This is a genomic window from Streptococcus parasanguinis (assembly GCF_031582885.1).
Taxonomy (GTDB): Bacteria; Bacillota; Bacilli; order Lactobacillales; family Streptococcaceae; genus Streptococcus; species Streptococcus parasanguinis_M.
This window is the reverse complement of record NZ_CP133988.1, coordinates 1,421,783-1,438,279: the sequence shown is the minus strand read 5'-3', so window position 1 is coordinate 1,438,279 and position 16,497 is coordinate 1,421,783. Positions and strand designations below refer to the sequence as shown.

Here is a 16,497-nt window from a genome sequence, read left to right as displayed (position 1 = left end):
TTCCAGTTCAATCTCTTCTATTATACCATGTTTTCTGAAATCACTGTGATTAAGAAAAATACTAAAAAAGAAGCTACCTAAGTAACTTCTATTTTATATTCTAGCGAATTTGCTCAAAATGCAAATGCACGGCGATATGATCACCATAGCCGCTCCGTTCCAAATCACGTTGCAAGCGATAAGAAATATAGTGTTCAGCAATGGTAATATAACCAGCACCAAGTAAACGGTGCTCAACCATTGACTGGATCATGCTGATCGTCGCACGTTCCACTTTAGCTTCTTCCAAATCCATCACAACTTTCTTGGTCACTTGCGCCAAGTTTTGGCGAAGATCATCCGTCAAGACATAAACTGTTTGTGCTGCCTTCAAAACAGCTTGATAGATTTTATCTGGGTCAAATTCTACAACTTCACCACTACGTTTAATGACTTCCATCTTATTCTCCTTGATCATCAATATACTTCTATTATCTTAATAAATAGGGGATTTGTCAAGAATCTAAGACATCAATAATCCGGACGAAGAACTCCCGTAATGATTTCTTTGGTCGCGTGGTAATCCCCATCCACTACAACCTTGATAATGCGCTTCGCTTCCTCAGCAGGAGCTGGCACTAATGGTAAACGAGTTGGCCCCGCTTCAAAGCCCATATAGTTTAAAACAGCTTTGACAGGAGCTGGACTCGGATAAGAAAAGAGAGCATTGACTTTAGGGATAAATTGACGTTGGATGGCTGCAGCTTTTTTTATATCGTTGTGCTCAATGGCTTGGAACATCTCATACATCTCATCTCCATTTGTATGAGAGGCTACTGAGATCACCCCATCAGCTCCAAGGTTCATAGCATGGAAAGCATCTCCATCTTCCCCTGTATAGACGAGAAATTCTTCGGGCTTGTGTTCAATCAAGTAGGCCATATTGGCAAGAGTTGTACACTCTTTAACCCCGATAATGTTTGGATGTTCTGCCAAACGAAGCATGGTTTCAGGGGTCATTTCCACTACCACACGCCCTGGAATATTGTAGATAATAATCGGAAGATTGGATGCATCCGCAATGGCTTTAAAGTGTTGATACATACCTTCTTGGGATGGTTTGTTATAGTAAGGAACGATAGCCAATCCTGCTGCGAATCCACCAAAAGCATCCACTTCTTTAACGAACTCGATCGAATCGCGAGTTTCATTGGTTCCGACACCAGCGATCAAAGGAACTCGACCATTGACAATCTTTTGTACAGCTGCAAAGAGCTCCAATTCCTCATCGTGGGTCAGGGTTGGACTTTCCGCAGTCGTACCAGCTAAGAGAATCCCGTCTGTATGATGAGCCAAGAGGTGCTCGATCAAGGCAGGAAGAGCGTCAAAATTAATGGTCCCATCTTCATGGAAGGGGGTGATAAATGCAGTGATGATTTTACAATCTTTTAAATCACTATAAGACATAGAAAAACCTTTCTCTATATAAGAAAGAGGCTGGGGCATGCTTGCCTTTGCCTCATGATCTGTTCATTGAACAAGTTGATTTGCTAGGTAGCTGATGAAGAAATCAAACTCTTCGAGTTACTGATTTCTGAATCGTGACGCAGTGGTTGATTGGAACTACTCATGTTTGCAACATTCGTACTTCCTAATCAACTGTGCGGGGGAAAAACTACGAAATCAAACTCTTCGAGTTACTGATTTCTGTTTTTCTCCCTATTTCAATTCAAACTTCAATTCAGCTGTTGGACGTACGAGCCCACGTTCATGAAGGGTTTCTGCGATTTGAACGGAGTTCCAAGCAGCACCTTTGAGGAGGTTGTCTGAAACCACCCACATGTGAATCCCTTTTTCAGCATCCAAGTCTTTACGAATCCGTCCAACGAAGGTATCACGTGAACCTACAGCATTGACTGCTTGAGGATAGATTTGGTGAGCGACATCGTCTTCAAGGACTGCACCTGGGAATTCTGCAATAGCAGCTTTCACTTCGTCAATTGGTGCCACTTCTTTTGTTTCAATGTAGACTGACTCTGAGTGAGCTGACAAGACTGGAATCCGCACACAAGTTGCTGAAACGGCAATGCTATCATCTTCCATGATTTTCTTGGTTTCATTCGTCATCTTCATTTCTTCGTAAGTATAGTCGTTTTCTGTGAAGACATCGATTTGTGGAAGAGCGTTAAAAGCAATTGGGTAGTGTTTCTTATCTCCACCTGAAGGCAAGATTTCAGCTTTGACATCACGTGGATTAACGCCATCATTTAATACTTCTTTCAACTCACGTTGAGTTTCAAGAATAGCTCCCATACCAGCACCTGAAACAGCTTGGTAAGTAGACACGATAATACGTTCCAAGCCCCATTTTTGACGGACTGGCTCAAGAGCGACCATCATTTGGATCGTTGAACAGTTTGGACAAGAGATAATGCCGTTATGAGCATCAAGCGCATGTGCATTCACTTCAGGAACAACCAATGGGACGTCTGGATTTTGACGGAAATAAGAAGTGTTATCCACCACTACTGCGCCTGCTTTCACAGCGTATGGTGCATATTTAGCAGATGTTGAACCGCCAGCTGAGAAAAGGGCAATATCAACGCCTTCGAAAGCATCTTCAGTCGTTTCTTCAATAGTCACATCTTGCCCCTTGAATTGCAAGACCTTCCCTGCAGAACGTGCAGAGGCAAGGTAGCGAATTTTATCGATTGGAAGAGTTGATTCTTCCAACATTTTGATCATTTGAGCACCAACGGCACCTGTAGCACCGACAACAGCAACTGTATATCCCATAGTAAATCCTCTTTCAAAATTTTCTAAAAATTGAGTATTTGTACTATTATACAATTTTTTGGCATAAATGAAAAGTACCAACAGTAGGAAAAAATCCTGATTCTAAGACCAGGATTGTTGATGGTTATTTATAATAAATAGCTCTTTAGTTCAGGTCATAGTTCAAGTCACTTAAATCTTTCTTACCTTGTGTTTCTTCAGCAAGAAATGGAACTTGATGGATCCCCTTTACACCTGCTACGATAGACGCCGGAAATGAAACAATTTCTTGATTGATGTGGCTAATATTACTGTTGACAATTCGCTTCGCTGCAGCAAGATCTTCATTTTCATCAGCAATTTCCTTTTGCAAGGCCAAGAATTGGTTAGAAGACAAGAGCTCTGGATAGTTTTCACCCACTGCACGAATTTGTGCCAAGACATCGTTTTGATTGGTAATGACTTGGTTCGATTCTTGAATAGTCGCTCCTTGGCGTAAAGCAACTAAATCAGTGAAAATCTGTTGCTCATGTTTGGCATAGGCTTTAGCTACTTTTAGCATTTCCGAAATGGTATCATAGCGTTTTACGAGGACGATATCAACCGTTCTCTTTGATTCTTCAATGGTCACTAGATAGCGATTGAGACGATTTCCTACACTAATAAACCAAATAGCCAATAGGGCAACAAATATGATTAAGCCGATAATGAGATTCATGATGCTTCTCCTTCAAAAATTGCTGTTATTTCTTTAATTAAAGCTAGTTCTCTGCATAATTTATGATATTCAGATACCAAAGATAGTTGATCAATATCTTCCGGTTTTTGGGGAGTCGGAAAGATATAGCGATCGGTATACAAAGAAATAAATAGTTTCTTGTCTTTCAAAAATACACACATGGCATTTTGAGAAATTTGTCGATCAAACCATTCCAACATCTTAGGGGTGAGAAATTTACGGGCAGACAGTTCATCCGTACAGTAGATATTGTAATTCTCGTTATTGCGAATATCTTCGGTTTCAATCTGAACTTCATCTCCTCTGGCTCCAGGATAAACCCCATTCACCTCCCTCTTAAAAAGAAATGATTTCTTGGTCGGAACCACCCGAAGATGACCAGAGAAATTGATCGGTAGACATAAAGAGAACACTTGTCCAAGGAAATCTGTAACTTCCACATGTTCCGTCCTCGTATGTCCATTAGATGTCCGGTAACGAGTCTCCGTATGATGGGCATAGAGATTTGACACCGTTAGCTCTTTGTCATCATGAAACGATAGTTCTTTGAAACATAGAAAATCAGTCGACCGAGGACATAAATGCGAAAGAGCTTCAGAAGGGATGGAACCGTCCTCTTTAATCGAAGCCTTAGGAAAAACTTCCTTTAATACAGGCGACAGAATATCATCAAGATAGATCTCATCGTTCGAACGAATTCGATCCCCAAACAAGGCTTTTCGTTTTTTATATTGTGGCCAATAATACAAACCAACAACTAAAAGGATCAAAGGAATAGCTGCAAAACGCAATAAAATGAGAGACAGTATGGCGCAAATAATACCAAAGGATCGCAAAACATTCCATTGAAGATTGTTCTTCATTTGTTCTCGGATTAATCCGATTGCATCTTGAAATTGTTTGGAGTTTTCTAGCTCCTCAATTTTATGCGAATAGTCTATAGATGCTGGATCATTAGAATGATAGAAATCTCCCAATCAACTCAACTCCTTTCTGACATTAGGCACTTTACTATATTATAACACCAACGTAACTTTGTAGCAATTGTATTATAATAGTTTTCAATTCTTTGAAGAAACAAAAAAATCCTGATCCGAAGATCAGGATTCGAGGCACCTTTCGGTGAGAGCAGCCGGTTCACACAACTACTCAAGGTCCGCTCCTGCGTTACAATTGAATGTAGACCTCCTCAGCGCAAAAGGCTCCTAAGAGCCAATCGACTCATCGCATAAATCTAGTTTACCATGGAGTTCTGCATCTGTCAAGAAACGAGAGCTTGCTTTCTTTCAAGACATACAAAAACTTTTCATTGCTCTTTCAAAGTTGACACAGGACCATTTAAGGTTTTTTGCATCCAGACGATATCATGCCATTTATTAAACTTATAGCCAATCTTTGGAAAATGAGCCACTTGAACATACCCCCTCTTTTTATGCATGGAGATGCTGGCTTCGTTAGGAACTGCAATGCAAGCCAGAAAGCGTAAGTAGCCTCGTGCTTGCAACTCCTCTTCTAAGGCCGTATAAAGGGCCGATCCGATCCCTTGTCCACGCGCTTCTTTTGCTACATAAATTGATAATTCAGTGGTCCAATCATAGGCAGCGCGTGCATAATAGGTCGAGGCATAGGCATAAGCCACAACTTTCCCATCAACTTCTGCGACTAAATAAGGAAATTGAGTCAGCGTTTTTGCGATGCGGCTTTCAAATTCCTGGACAGTCGGCACATCAACCTCAAAGGTAATGGCTGTCTCTGTCACATAAGGTTGGTAAATCGCTCGGATAGCTGCTGCATCGCTGAGCTGAACGGGTCGAATAATCATGGTGGCCTCCTAATTAGATTATACCTAGTATACCGATAAGCCTTCTCACTGTCAATGAAGAGAGGCAATGATCTAATAGTTTCATTTTTTGCAAAAGGATTTATATAGAAAAGAGGTTGAGAAATCCAGTCTCAACCTCTTTAGCTTATTCCGCTTTTTTATTTGAAAATTGACTATTGTAGAGCTCATAGTAGAATCCTTTATCTGCTAACAAGGATTGGTGATTTCCTTGCTCGATGATTTGCCCATCTTTGAGGACAAGGATTTTATCTGCTTCTTGAATGGTAGACAGGCGGTGAGCAATGACAAAGCTAGTCCGCCCTTTCATCAAATTCTTCATGGCTTTTTGAATCAAGAGCTCTAAACGCGTATCGACAGAAGACGTCGCTTCATCCAAAATCAAGATTTTAGGATCCGCTAGGAGCGCACGCGCAATGGTTAGGAGTTGCTTTTGCCCTAGAGAAATATTGCTAGACTCCTGGTTCATTTCCATATTGTAACCACCAGGAAGCGTCCGGATAAAGTGATCGACATTGGCTGCCTTTGCAGCTTCAACAATTTCTTCATCCGTTGCTTCGAGATTACCAAAGCGAAGGTTTTCTTTAATGGTTCCCTCATATAACCAAGCATCCTGAAGCACCATTCCGAATTGTTTGCGGTAATCTTGGCGAGATAGATGACGAATATCATGACCATCCACCGTAATCGATCCCGCAGTCACATCGTAAAAGCGCATCAGCAAATTAATCAGGGTTGTTTTCCCTGCTCCAGTTGGTCCGACAATAGCCACCATTTCACCTGGTTTGACTTCTAGGTTGAAATCACGAATCAAGGGTTTGTTTGCTACATATTGGAAATCAACGTTTTTAAAGCTGACTTGCCCTGTCAAATCTCCAGAGAGGGTTTCTGTCACATCTGTTACTTCATCTGGCTCATCCATGACTTGGAAAATCCGGTCTAGAGACGATTTGGCACTTTGTAGCTGCCCTGCCAATTGGGTTAAGTTTTGAATGGGTTGGTTGATCTGCCAAACATATTGAACGAAGGCCTGCATATTCCCGACAGTCAAACGACCTGCTATCACTTGCAAGCCACCAAACAAAGCGATAATGAGATAAGTCAAATCTGAAATCCCATTTAAAATCGGCATCATTAAGCCGGAAATGAAATTAGCCTTGAATCCCACCTTTTGAAGGTGATGGGTAATATCATGAAACTCTTCCTGGGAAGATTTTTCCCGAACGTAGAGCTTAAGGACGTTAAAGCCTGTTAAATTTTCTTGCACAAAGCCGTTCATTGCCCCCAAAACATCTGCCTGCTCTTTAAAGTAAGGCTGAGATTTTTTCATGATAAATCGAGCACTGAAATAAGTGATCGGAATGGACAAAATGACCACTAGCCCCAGCTGAATGTTTAAGTACAAAACCATGCTGATGACAAAGAGCAAGGTAAAGATAGCATTAACGATTTGTAAGAAGGACTGTTGCAAGGCATTCGAGACGGTTTCGACATCGCTAGTAAAACGTCCTAGTAAATCTCCGAACTGATGCCGGTCAAAATAGGAAACCGGAATGTGGTTGATTTTATGAGACAAATCATTTCGCATGTCCTGAACGGTCTTTTGAACAGCATTGGTCATGAAATAGTTGGAATAATAAGATCCCAACTCATAGAGGACCCCACGGAATAGATAGAGCGTCATAATGATCGCAATATAGGAGGTATTAAGACCAGCTCCCGCAAGGCCTTTTGCCATATCCATGAGATTTTTTGTCAACTCAGTAATGGCAAGCCCCAAAACAAAGGGTTCGACCACACTCATGATAACACTCAGGATTTTTAAGAAAATGGACAAGCAAACTTCCAAGCGATAGGCTCTCAAGTAAGTCCATAGTCTAGAAAAACTGTTTTGTTCTTGTTTCATCTGCTTCTCCTTTCTATTCTTCTGTCAATGATGGACTATCGAGCTGCGAATTGGCAATTTCACGATAGATCTCATTGCTTTCCATCAATTCATCGTGGGTTCCTCGACCGACGATCTCCCCTTGGTCCAAGACAATAATTTGATCCGCATCCATAATGGTTCCCACACGTTGCGCTACGATCAAAACGGTCGCATCTCCTGTAACTTCTTTGAGACGTTTCCGCAAAGTGGCATCCGTCTTGTAGTCTAAGGCAGAGAAGGAATCATCGAAAATAAAGATATCGGGATCTTTGACAACGGCACGAGCGATGGACAAGCGTTGTTTTTGACCACCTGAAAGGTTGCTACCACCTTCTGCCAAATGCGTATCAAAGCGTTCCTCACGGCTGTCGATAAATTCCTTGGCTTGGGAAATTTCAGCCGCTTGTTCTAGCTCTTGTACAGAGGCATCTTCTTTCCCATAACGAAGGTTTTCAGCAATGGTTCCTGTGAAGAGCAAGGCTTTTTGCGGAATAAAACCAATCTTTTGGCGAAGGGCTTTCAGATTGTAATCTCGTACATCCACACCATCCACCAAAATCTTTCCAAGTGTTACATCATAGAATCGAGGAATCAACTGCACAAGTGAAGATTTCCCAGATCCAGTCGACCCGATAAAGGCAATCGTTTCACCAGGTTTGGCCTGAAAAGAAATGTTGTGGAGAACCGGACTCTCTGTCTCACCTGGATAGGCAAAGGTGACATTGTCAAATTCCAAATAGCCACGAGATGCTGTCTCTGTTACACCATTCTCATTTGGATCAATCGAAATGGGCATGTCCATGATTTCCTTGAGCCGACGGCTAGAAACCGCAGTCCGAGGATACATGGTAAAGAGATTGGCTAAAAAGAGGAAAGATAAAAGCGCGTGGAAGCTATACTCAATAAAGGCAACCAAGTCCCCAATTTTCAAACTACCGTCATGAAGAGGATCCAAAGCAAACCAGACAATCGCCACAATCATAGCAATGATGATCTGCACAAATAGGGGTTCTGTCAAACCAGTTAGTTTGAACAATTTATTCGAGTTCTCTGCGTAGACTTCATTTTCAGCCGCAAATTTATCCTCTTGGAATTCTTCGCGGGCAAAGGCACGAATCACACGAAGTCCAGTCAAATTTTCACGTGCAAATTGATTCAGATGGTCCAGGGTCTTTTGTTGCTTCTCAGAAAGTGGACGTGTCTTGACTGCTACATACCAGACGACGACAGCAAGGAATGGTACAGATACCGCTACAATCCACGCTAAAGAAGGACTGGTTGTCAGAATCAAGAGAACACTGGAAACCATCATCAAGGGTGTGATGACCCCCATCTTTAACATAGAATCCGCAAACTGCATCAAAACAAAGGCATCTGAAGTCAAACGAGTGACCAATGACGATACCCCAATTTGCTCATACTCGCGATGCGAGTACTCCTGTAACTTAGCATAGAGGTCATTGCGCATATCGCGGACCATGGTGGTCGTTAGTTGACCAACCGCGTAAGACAAGATAATCCGTCCCACAATCCCAAGCAAAATAATCGCAAACATGACCCAGCCCCAGAAATACAATCGATCCACATCACGCGGGTTAATCCCCTCATCAATCATGCGAGCTAGAATCGTTGGCAAGCCCAAATTGACAATAACAAACAGGACCGCTGAAAATAGATTCAGGGCTAGCCACTTGGGATACTTTTTCAAGTAAGACCAAATATAAAGCATAGATGATTCTCCTTTTCCATAAATAATAACCTTGATCACACAGAAAAGAGGGAGCGAGACGAAATCATTTTCAAAGAAAATCATTCCTGCCCCAGTCCCATCTGTAGTCTCATTCATTATACCAAACCAGTCATAAAAGTAAAGCAAAAGAGCAGGTTTCCCCGCTCTTCAGTCGCTTTATTTTGTGCGTTTGAGTTTAGCGTTTTTAAGAATCATAAGATCCCCTTGGTTGCTATTACTTAACTTAGAAAGATCAAATGTCAAATAGTCACCATCGACCTTATATGTAATCTTTTCTCCACTACCATCATTTGACGAGATTGTTTTCTCTTTTTGATTGATTTTGACATCATAAGATCGCTCATTCTTTTGACCAGCGACTTCACCCGCGATGCTGAGGGTTCCTTTAGAATCTTTGATCTTAATAGAAACTTCAAAATTAATAACGTCTCCAATAGACTCTAATTGACTACCTGATAAGCCCTGCTCTTCAAGAATTTTCTTGAGTTCAGTTTTTGTTGGTTTGTAGACATAAGTCCCATTATCACTTTTGGCACCACATGCCACCAAGAGGACTGCTGCAAAAACTGCAACGAAAGCTAAAAGAATACGTTTAATATTTTTCATAATCAATCTCCTAATGTATTTTATAATGAGATTTTACCACTATTTTCATACCGATTCAAGATGTTTTAAAGAAGAAAAAGAGCAGATCCCCTCTGCCCTTCTCTTGTATTATTTTGTACGTTTGAATTTAGCGTTTTTGAACATTTCCAAAGCGGCCTCATGACCTGAACTCTTTTCACCAGATAAATCAAAAGTGAACACATCGCCTGAAACTTTGTATTTAACCTTCTCACCTTCACCTGTTTTAGATTGAAGAGTTTTCTTTTGTTGGTCAACTTTCATATCAAATGATTGGTCAGTCTTTTGTCCCATCATTTCACCTTTAATTTTAAGGCTACCTGTTTTATCTTTAATGGTCACTGAAACTTCCAATTTAACATTGTCGATCAATGCATCTACACTTGAACTTGGAGCACCTTGTTCTTCAAGGATTTCCTTCACTTCAGTTTTTGATGGTTTGTAGACATAAGTCCCGTTATCACTTTTGGCACCGCATGCAACCAAGAGGACTGCTGCAAAAACAGCTACTACAGCCAAAAGAATACGTTTAAAGTTTTTCATAACTTCTCCTTTTTAGTTAGATTAACCCTATTATATCAACAATTCAGGCACACGGCAATGAAATATTACAATTGTAATACTCTTGTAATATATTTATCAACTAATATTAAAACGATTAAAAAGGCAGCATCCGTACCTACCTTCGCAAAATTATTTAACTTTTTTAAACTTAGCCATTTTTATATAGTTTACAAAAATATCAGAACCACTCGAGTTTGATTCTTTCACATCCATAAAGGTTAGCATATGATTAGAAATTTTATACGACATCTTTGTCCCACTGTCATCATTCTTCATTACAAATATTTTGTGTTTTTGGTCAACCTTAAAATCATAGGATTGATTGGTATTTTGAACATTTGATTTTATTTGAACCTTCATAACGCCTTCTTTGTCCTTAATGATAATCGAAACCCTAAATTTATAATCATCTGTAATGATATAAGCAAGTTGACTTGGTAGCATCTCCCTCACTTCTTCTGTTGAGGGTTCGAATGCATAAGTCCCATTATCACTTTTTGGACCACAGGCTACCAAGAGGACTGCTGCAAAAACAGCAACTAAAACCAAAAGAATCTGTTTATAATTTTTCATACCTTCTCCTTAGTTCATCGAATATCCCTATTATAACAACAATCTTGTCGTATCTCAATGAAATATTTGATGATACAGGGCTTGTAAAAATCATAAAAGAAAGAATGCACAAAAAAAACCGAGGCCTAAACCTCGGTTTTGATTTTGATTGGAAACTCTATTATTTAAGAGTAACTGAAGCTCCAGCTTCTTCCAATTTACCTTTGATTTCTTCAGCTTCAGCAGCTGCAACACCTTCTTTGATGACACCAGGTGCACCATCAACAAGTTCTTTAGCTTCTTTAAGACCAAGACCAGTGATTTCACGTACAACTTTGATAACGCCGACTTTCTTGTCGCCTGCAGATGTCAATTCGATATCGAATGAATCTTTAGCAGCACCTGCGTCAGCAGCACCAGCTGCAGCAACAGCTACAGGAGCAGCTGCAGTTACACCAAATTCTTCTTCGATAGCTTTTACAAGATCGTTCAATTCAAGGATTGAAGCTTCTTTAATTTCAGCAATAATGTTTTCAATGTTCAATGCCATTGTTATTTCCTCCAAATAAGTTTTAATTTTATGTTTTTATTTTTTTGTAGCTAGGCTACGCTGCGTAGCTTAAGATTAAGCTGCGTCTTCTTTGTTGTCTGCAACCGCTTTGACTGCAAGAGCAACGTTGCGCACTGGCGCTTGAAGTACAGAAAGGAGCATAGAAAGAAGTCCTTCGCGGTTTGGAAGAGTTGCAAGTGCAAGAATCTCTTCTTTAGATGCGACAGCGCCTTCGATTGCACCACCTTTAATTTCAAGTGCTTCAGCGTCTTTTGCAAAATCGTTCAAGATTTTCGCAGGTGCGATAACATCTTCGTTAGAAAATGCTACTGCAGAAGGTCCAACGAATACAGATGCAAGATCTTCAAGACCAGCTTTTTCAGCTGCACGACGCAAGATTGAGTTTTTGATAACTTTAAACTCAACTTCGCTTCCGCGAAGGTTGCGACGGAGAACTGTATCTTGCTCAACTGTCAAACCGCGAGAATCTACAACGACGATTGATGCAGCAGCTTTCATTTTTTCAGCTACCACGTCAACAAGTTCCGCTTTTTTAGCAATAATTGCTTCACTCATTAGTGTGTTCACCTCCGTAATTATTTTGCTTGGGGAATTTTTCCAAAAGAAAAACGCGCCCAAACCTAGACACGAAAGTACAATACGCTTCTTTTAATTGATACGTTTTGTCCTCGGTAGGATCTTTATGAGTCGAGCTCCCCTACTGTCTTAGGCAGTTTTTTCAAACCGTAGATTAGTTTATCATATATAAAAAAAGAATGCAAGTACTTTTGCAAACTTTTTTTATATTTTTTAATCGTTATAAAGACTCTTGATATTATTCAACCAAGCATAGGCTAGTCCCATTAGAACTCCTCCTCCTACCCAGTTGGCAAAGAAAGTCACGCAATAATGTCGTAAAATATTTAAAAACTCAAAATGCGGTAATTGGCTAGATACTGAATTAAAGCTTAATAATGAGAAGGAAGCAAAGTTTGCTGCCAAGTGTTCATTGGTCATAAAGACAAACATATAGATAGCTGAGAGGGCTAAGAGAACCTTGGCTGTTTCATCTTTGAAATATAGATAAGAAAGAATAGCAATATTTACGAAGATATTGGCAATAACTCCTTCAAAGAAAACCACTTGATTGCCTCGTTGGAGTTTATTTTCTGCTACCGTGGCTAGGAAACCTTTTGGATCGATATGTGCAAAGGCAGTTGTTTGATTGAAAAGAAAAGCGACGATTAAAGCACCAATTAAATTAAAGAAGGTACAATAAAGAAGAATTTCCAGCGCTTTCTTCCAATGAATTTTCTTTAGATAGGTACCCGCCGTCAAATACATCATATTTGAGGTGGTTAATTCCGCATTTAAGAATAGGAGATAAACCAAGCCCCAGGCAAAGATGAATGGAAATAGAAAACGACCAGATCCAGGTACAAAGGTATTTAATAAGTCTGCGGCAACTGCTCCGACCGCCGTACTTAAAGTAAGAAATCCTCCAGCAAAAATAGAACGGACTGCATAGCGCGTTTTAGATTTCTGATAGAGATCCTCTTTCTTATTACACGCCGCTCCTACTTTTTGAATGAAATTAGATTCAGACATAATATTCTCCTTATATAATGTTTGTGAATAAAATCATTATATCATAGAGAGAAAAGTTTGAAAAGGTTTTCAGGAAGAATTCTTGAATTTATAATATATACGTTTTAAATCATATACTGAGAAATAATAAAAAAACAGGCATTTGCCTGCTTTTCTTTTTTAATAGTTTAAACGGTTCGCCCAAGCGATATCCAAATTCAAGATTTCTTGTGAAGTGAACTGTTGACGATATGGATTGTATACCGAACCAGTGATACCACCCTGAACATTTGGTGAATCATATTGAGTCAAATTATAGGTTTCAATGATATGATTGAGCTTTGCGTAGTAGCTAGTATCTGTCGCATAAACACCTGTCAAAGCTGCTGTTGCGTCTTGATAACTTGATGTGTTACTCTTCCAAGCACCTGCAAAATGTCCTTGTTTCAAAACTGCTACATAGTCTTGCAATGATTCATAGTAAGATGGGTATGAACGGAAAGCATCATTAATCGTATACGCATTTCCAGCACCATCATCTTCCCAAGTTTGCATCACTGCAGATTGCCCAGCATAACTTCCTTTAATCCCAAAAAGGTTGTAGTGTGGATAGGAAGACAAACCAGACTGCCCTGATCCACTTTCCAAGATCGCTTGTGCAATCATAACTGAAGCATAAAGATCATTCTCTTGACCAAGCTGACGAGCTGACTCACCAATTTGTGAGATGAAAGCTTCAGTTGGGTCTGAGTATGCTTGGTAAGTTCCATCATTAGCACCAACTGATGTTACGTGCTCGCTCATAGCAGCAGCAAATGTCCCCACTGCTAATACAGAAACGAACAAACCAAATAATTTCGTTTTATTCCGTATTTTCTTTTTCATAATACAATTTATCTCCAATTAATTTTTTATCATCTTTTATCTTTATAGAGATTATACCATATAAATAGAAGAAAACAAAGCCACTTATATTACACTTCTATTACAATTGCGAGATAAATCCAAAACAAAAATGACATTTTCATGTCATTTCAATTTATTTCGTAAAACGCATTTTCCAAAATAGCATCCCATGACTTCTCTAGTCCTTCCTTGGTTACCGAAGAAAAGACAATGAAAGTGTCTGATGGATCAAAATCTAGTTTTTTCTTAATGATGGATTCATGTTTATTCCATTTTCCACGTGGAATCTTATCTGCCTTGGTCGCTACTAAGATCACAGGGATCTCATAATATTTTAAGAATTCATACATCTGAACATCATCTGCAGAAGGTTCGTGACGAAAATCAACCAGGCTAACGACTGCTTTTAAGTTCTCACGACTAGTGAGGTATTCTTCGATCATCCGCCCCCACTTCTCTCGCTCTTTTTTAGAGACACGGGCATAGCCATAACCAGGTACGTCTACCAACCGAAGTTTATCATCAATATTGAAGAAATTGAGCAATTGAGTTTTTCCTGGTTTTCCAGATGTTCTGGCCAGGTTTTTTCGATTTAAGAGAGTATTAATAAAAGAAGACTTGCCGACATTGGATCGACCGGCAAGTGCAACTTCTGGAATCTCATCTTGAGGATAATGACTCTTATTTGCAGCGCTTAAGAGGATATCCGCATTATGTGTGTTAATTTCCATATTTTATCTTTCTAGGCTGTTTCGAGAATTGGTTTTTCAGTTCCATCTACAGCTTCTTTTGTAATTCGAACAAGTTTGACATTTTCTTGACTTGGAATTTCAAACATGACATCCATCATCGTTTCTTCGATAATCGAACGAAGTCCACGAGCTCCTGTTTTTCTTTCGATGGCTTTATTGGCAATCTCTTGAAGGGCTTCATCATCGAATTCCAATTCAACATTATCATAAGAGAGCAAGGTTTGATATTGTTTTACCAAGGCATTGCGTGGCTCTTTCAAGATACGGACAAGGTCGTCAACTGTCAATTGCTCAAGAGCAGCAAAGACTGGAAGACGTCCGATCAATTCTGGGATAATCCCGAATTTTTGAATATCTTCTGCCACGATTTCTTGCATGTAAGAGCTTGATTCATCAATAGCTTTATTGTTCTTACCGAAACCGATGACTTTTTCACCGAGACGTTGTTTGACAATTTCTTCGATCCCGTCAAAAGCCCCACCCACGATGAAGAGAATATTCTTGGTATCCACTTGGATCATCTCTTGTTGTGGGTGTTTGCGTCCACCTTGTGGTGGGACACTAGCGACAGTTCCTTCGATAATCTTCAAGAGGGCTTGTTGTACCCCTTCACCAGAAACGTCACGTGTGATAGAAACATTTTCACTCTTCTTAGCGATCTTATCGATTTCATCGACATAGATAATTCCTCGTTCAGCACGTTCGATGTTGAAATCAGCCGCTTGAAGAAGTTTCAAAAGAATATTTTCAACGTCTTCACCCACATAACCAGCTTCTGTCAAGGCTGTTGCATCTGCAATGGCAAATGGGACATTCAAGCTACGTGCTAAGGTTTGGGCTAAGAAAGTCTTACCTGAACCAGTAGGACCAATCATGAGGATGTTTGATTTTTGCAATTCAACATCTGTCTCGTCTTCGCGCGTATCGTGGAAGTTGATGCGTTTGTAGTGGTTGTATACTGCTACAGCAAGAGCACGTTTGGCACGATCTTGACCGATCACATAGTGGTTCAAAATATTGAGCAATTCGATTGGTTTTGGAACTTCGCTAAGGTCTGCAAGAACTTCTTCTGCTAGCTCCTCACGAATAATTTCTTGGGCTAACTCGACACATTCATTACAGATAAACGCGTTGTTTCCTGCAATGATTTTTTGGACTTCATCTTGACTCTTTCCGCAAAATGAACAATAAACCATCATATCATTATTTTGATTCGTTGGCATGTATTTCCTCTTTCTGTCATTTTCTGTTTCTATTTAGTTTAAAATAAGGTCATGTAAAAAGCGTGAATAGAATTCACAAGATTGGTAAAAGCATTTAGTAAGAATAAAATAGCGAGGCCAAACCGTTTTTTACGAAAGGTTTGTAAGGCGCAAATCAAACAGATGACACATAGGACAGCTGTAAAAAAACCAAAGACACTTCGCTCCATTAGTCTAAATCCTTTCTCTTATAATAGTTGACCGTAAAATCATATGGGTTCTTCTCATCTTTCGGATGATGGACTTGACGGACTCTTTCATAGCGGTTCTCTTCAAATTTTGGTGCCAATGTATCTCCATCAATCGTTGCATGAATCATGGTCTGGATCAATTCTTCTAACTGGTCAGAGAAGAGCTTTAAAATCTGACTACCTCCAATAATGTAAAGATTCTTCTCTTGGTTCTGATACCAGTCCAAGACTTCTTCCTTGCTGTGCATGACGAGTACAGCATCATTTTCAGGATCGTAGGCTTGGTCTTGCGTTAAGATAATGCTAGTCCGACCTGGTAGAACCCTTTTATTCATTCCATCAAAGGTTACTCTTCCCATGAGAATCACCTGCCCCATGGTTGTTTCTTTGAAATGCTGAAGCTCCGCTGGCAGATGCCAAGGCATGACTTGGTCCTTTCCAATAATGCCATTTTCAGTCTGAGCCCAGATACCAATTATCTTTTTCATTCTCTCATCCT

General features: G+C 40.0%; 18 protein-coding genes and 1 other annotated feature. All 18 genes read right to left on the bottom strand.

Annotated features, from left to right (window positions below; translation table 11 throughout):
• Nucleotides 1–100: 100 nt before the first annotated feature.
• Nucleotides 101–439 (bottom strand): ATP cone domain-containing protein, encoded by a 339-nt coding sequence (locus tag RDV49_RS06800; protein ID WP_006597242.1) that lies wholly within the window; start codon nt 437–439, stop codon nt 101–103.
• A gap of 71 nt (nt 440–510) precedes the next feature.
• A complete protein-coding gene (gene dapA / locus RDV49_RS06795) occupies nt 511–1,446 on the bottom strand; it encodes a 4-hydroxy-tetrahydrodipicolinate synthase (protein WP_037607907.1) in 936 nt (311 codons plus the stop codon).
• A gap of 252 nt (nt 1,447–1,698) precedes the next feature.
• Complete coding sequence (locus RDV49_RS06790) at nt 1,699–2,775, bottom strand: aspartate-semialdehyde dehydrogenase (protein ID WP_037607909.1); 1,077 nt, start codon at nt 2,773–2,775, stop codon at nt 1,699–1,701.
• A 145-nt stretch (nt 2,776–2,920) separates the two neighbouring features.
• Complete coding sequence (locus RDV49_RS06785; protein WP_003007420.1) at nt 2,921–3,472, bottom strand: LemA family protein; 552 nt, start codon at nt 3,470–3,472, stop codon at nt 2,921–2,923.
• Nucleotides 3,469–4,470, bottom strand: coding sequence for a DUF3137 domain-containing protein (locus RDV49_RS06780; protein WP_003007422.1), 1,002 nt, complete (start codon nt 4,468–4,470; stop codon nt 3,469–3,471). Before RDV49_RS06780 ends, RDV49_RS06785 begins: the two co-directional genes overlap by 4 nt.
• Nucleotides 4,471–4,799: 329 nt before the next feature.
• Entirely contained in the window at nt 4,800–5,315 is a 516-nt protein-coding gene (locus RDV49_RS06775; RefSeq protein WP_003007424.1) for a GNAT family N-acetyltransferase, read from the bottom strand.
• Between the two features lie 145 nt (nt 5,316–5,460).
• Nucleotides 5,461–7,239: an ABC transporter ATP-binding protein gene (locus tag RDV49_RS06770; protein WP_003007426.1), complete on the bottom strand. Its 1,779-nt coding sequence runs from the start codon at nt 7,237–7,239 to the stop codon at nt 5,461–5,463.
• 13 nt (nt 7,240–7,252) lie between these two features.
• Complete coding sequence (locus RDV49_RS06765; protein ID WP_037608370.1) at nt 7,253–8,989, bottom strand: ABC transporter ATP-binding protein; 1,737 nt, start codon at nt 8,987–8,989, stop codon at nt 7,253–7,255.
• A gap of 177 nt (nt 8,990–9,166) precedes the next feature.
• On the bottom strand, nt 9,167–9,616 hold the full coding sequence (locus RDV49_RS06760) for a hypothetical protein (protein ID WP_003007430.1): 450 nt from the start codon (nt 9,614–9,616) through the stop codon (nt 9,167–9,169).
• A 108-nt stretch (nt 9,617–9,724) separates the two neighbouring features.
• Entirely contained in the window at nt 9,725–10,177 is a 453-nt protein-coding gene (locus RDV49_RS06755) for a hypothetical protein (RefSeq protein WP_003007432.1), read from the bottom strand.
• Between the two features lie 150 nt (nt 10,178–10,327).
• Nucleotides 10,328–10,771, bottom strand: a complete 444-nt coding sequence (locus RDV49_RS06750) for a hypothetical protein (protein ID WP_003007434.1) — start codon at nt 10,769–10,771, stop codon at nt 10,328–10,330.
• Between the two features lie 160 nt (nt 10,772–10,931).
• Entirely contained in the window at nt 10,932–11,300 is a 369-nt protein-coding gene (rplL, locus tag RDV49_RS06745) for a 50S ribosomal protein L7/L12 (RefSeq protein WP_003001622.1), read from the bottom strand.
• A 75-nt stretch (nt 11,301–11,375) separates the two neighbouring features.
• Nucleotides 11,376–11,876, bottom strand: a complete 501-nt coding sequence (gene rplJ, locus RDV49_RS06740; protein ID WP_003001722.1) for a 50S ribosomal protein L10 — start codon at nt 11,874–11,876, stop codon at nt 11,376–11,378.
• Nucleotides 11,877–11,914: 38 nt separating this feature from the next.
• Nucleotides 11,915–12,049, bottom strand: a sequence feature (ribosomal protein L10 leader region).
• 61 nt (nt 12,050–12,110) lie between these two features.
• Nucleotides 12,111–12,908: a formate/nitrite transporter family protein gene (locus tag RDV49_RS06735; protein ID WP_003007437.1), complete on the bottom strand. Its 798-nt coding sequence runs from the start codon at nt 12,906–12,908 to the stop codon at nt 12,111–12,113.
• Nucleotides 12,909–13,067: 159 nt separating this feature from the next.
• Nucleotides 13,068–13,772, bottom strand: a complete 705-nt coding sequence (locus tag RDV49_RS06730; protein WP_003007439.1) for a glucosaminidase domain-containing protein — start codon at nt 13,770–13,772, stop codon at nt 13,068–13,070.
• A gap of 149 nt (nt 13,773–13,921) precedes the next feature.
• Nucleotides 13,922–14,524, bottom strand: a complete 603-nt coding sequence (gene yihA, locus RDV49_RS06725; RefSeq protein WP_003007440.1) for a ribosome biogenesis GTP-binding protein YihA/YsxC — start codon at nt 14,522–14,524, stop codon at nt 13,922–13,924.
• 11 nt (nt 14,525–14,535) lie between these two features.
• Nucleotides 14,536–15,768 (bottom strand): ATP-dependent Clp protease ATP-binding subunit ClpX, encoded by a 1,233-nt coding sequence (gene clpX, locus RDV49_RS06720; protein WP_003007442.1) that lies wholly within the window; start codon nt 15,766–15,768, stop codon nt 14,536–14,538.
• 208 nt (nt 15,769–15,976) lie between these two features.
• Nucleotides 15,977–16,486 (bottom strand): dihydrofolate reductase, encoded by a 510-nt coding sequence (locus RDV49_RS06715; protein ID WP_003007444.1) that lies wholly within the window; start codon nt 16,484–16,486, stop codon nt 15,977–15,979.
• Between the last annotated feature and the right edge of the window lie 11 nt (nt 16,487–16,497).

Coding starts and splice junctions, on each gene's coding strand:
- RDV49_RS06785 (WP_003007420.1), bottom strand. CDS start 3,472: ATGAATCTCATTATCGGCTTAATCATATTTGTTGCCCTATTGGCTATT.
- yihA (WP_003007440.1), bottom strand. CDS start 14,524: ATGGAAATTAACACACATAATGCGGATATCCTCTTAAGCGCTGCAAAT.
- clpX (WP_003007442.1), bottom strand. CDS start 15,768: ATGCCAACGAATCAAAATAATGATATGATGGTTTATTGTTCATTTTGC.
- RDV49_RS06790 (WP_037607909.1), bottom strand. CDS start 2,775: ATGGGATATACAGTTGCTGTTGTCGGTGCTACAGGTGCCGTTGGTGCT.
- RDV49_RS06755 (WP_003007432.1), bottom strand. CDS start 10,177: ATGAAAAACTTTAAACGTATTCTTTTGGCTGTAGTAGCTGTTTTTGCA.
- RDV49_RS06730 (WP_003007439.1), bottom strand. CDS start 13,772: ATGAAAAAGAAAATACGGAATAAAACGAAATTATTTGGTTTGTTCGTT.
- RDV49_RS06735 (WP_003007437.1), bottom strand. CDS start 12,908: ATGTCTGAATCTAATTTCATTCAAAAAGTAGGAGCGGCGTGTAATAAG.
- rplJ (WP_003001722.1), bottom strand. CDS start 11,876: ATGAGTGAAGCAATTATTGCTAAAAAAGCGGAACTTGTTGACGTGGTA.
- RDV49_RS06760 (WP_003007430.1), bottom strand. CDS start 9,616: ATGAAAAATATTAAACGTATTCTTTTAGCTTTCGTTGCAGTTTTTGCA.
- RDV49_RS06775 (WP_003007424.1), bottom strand. CDS start 5,315: ATGATTATTCGACCCGTTCAGCTCAGCGATGCAGCAGCTATCCGAGCG.
- RDV49_RS06715 (WP_003007444.1), bottom strand. CDS start 16,486: ATGAAAAAGATAATTGGTATCTGGGCTCAGACTGAAAATGGCATTATT.
- rplL (WP_003001622.1), bottom strand. CDS start 11,300: ATGGCATTGAACATTGAAAACATTATTGCTGAAATTAAAGAAGCTTCA.
- dapA (WP_037607907.1), bottom strand. CDS start 1,446: ATGTCTTATAGTGATTTAAAAGATTGTAAAATCATCACTGCATTTATC.
- RDV49_RS06770 (WP_003007426.1), bottom strand. CDS start 7,239: ATGAAACAAGAACAAAACAGTTTTTCTAGACTATGGACTTACTTGAGA.
- RDV49_RS06800 (WP_006597242.1), bottom strand. CDS start 439: ATGGAAGTCATTAAACGTAGTGGTGAAGTTGTAGAATTTGACCCAGAT.
- RDV49_RS06750 (WP_003007434.1), bottom strand. CDS start 10,771: ATGAAAAATTATAAACAGATTCTTTTGGTTTTAGTTGCTGTTTTTGCA.
- RDV49_RS06765 (WP_037608370.1), bottom strand. CDS start 8,989: ATGCTTTATATTTGGTCTTACTTGAAAAAGTATCCCAAGTGGCTAGCC.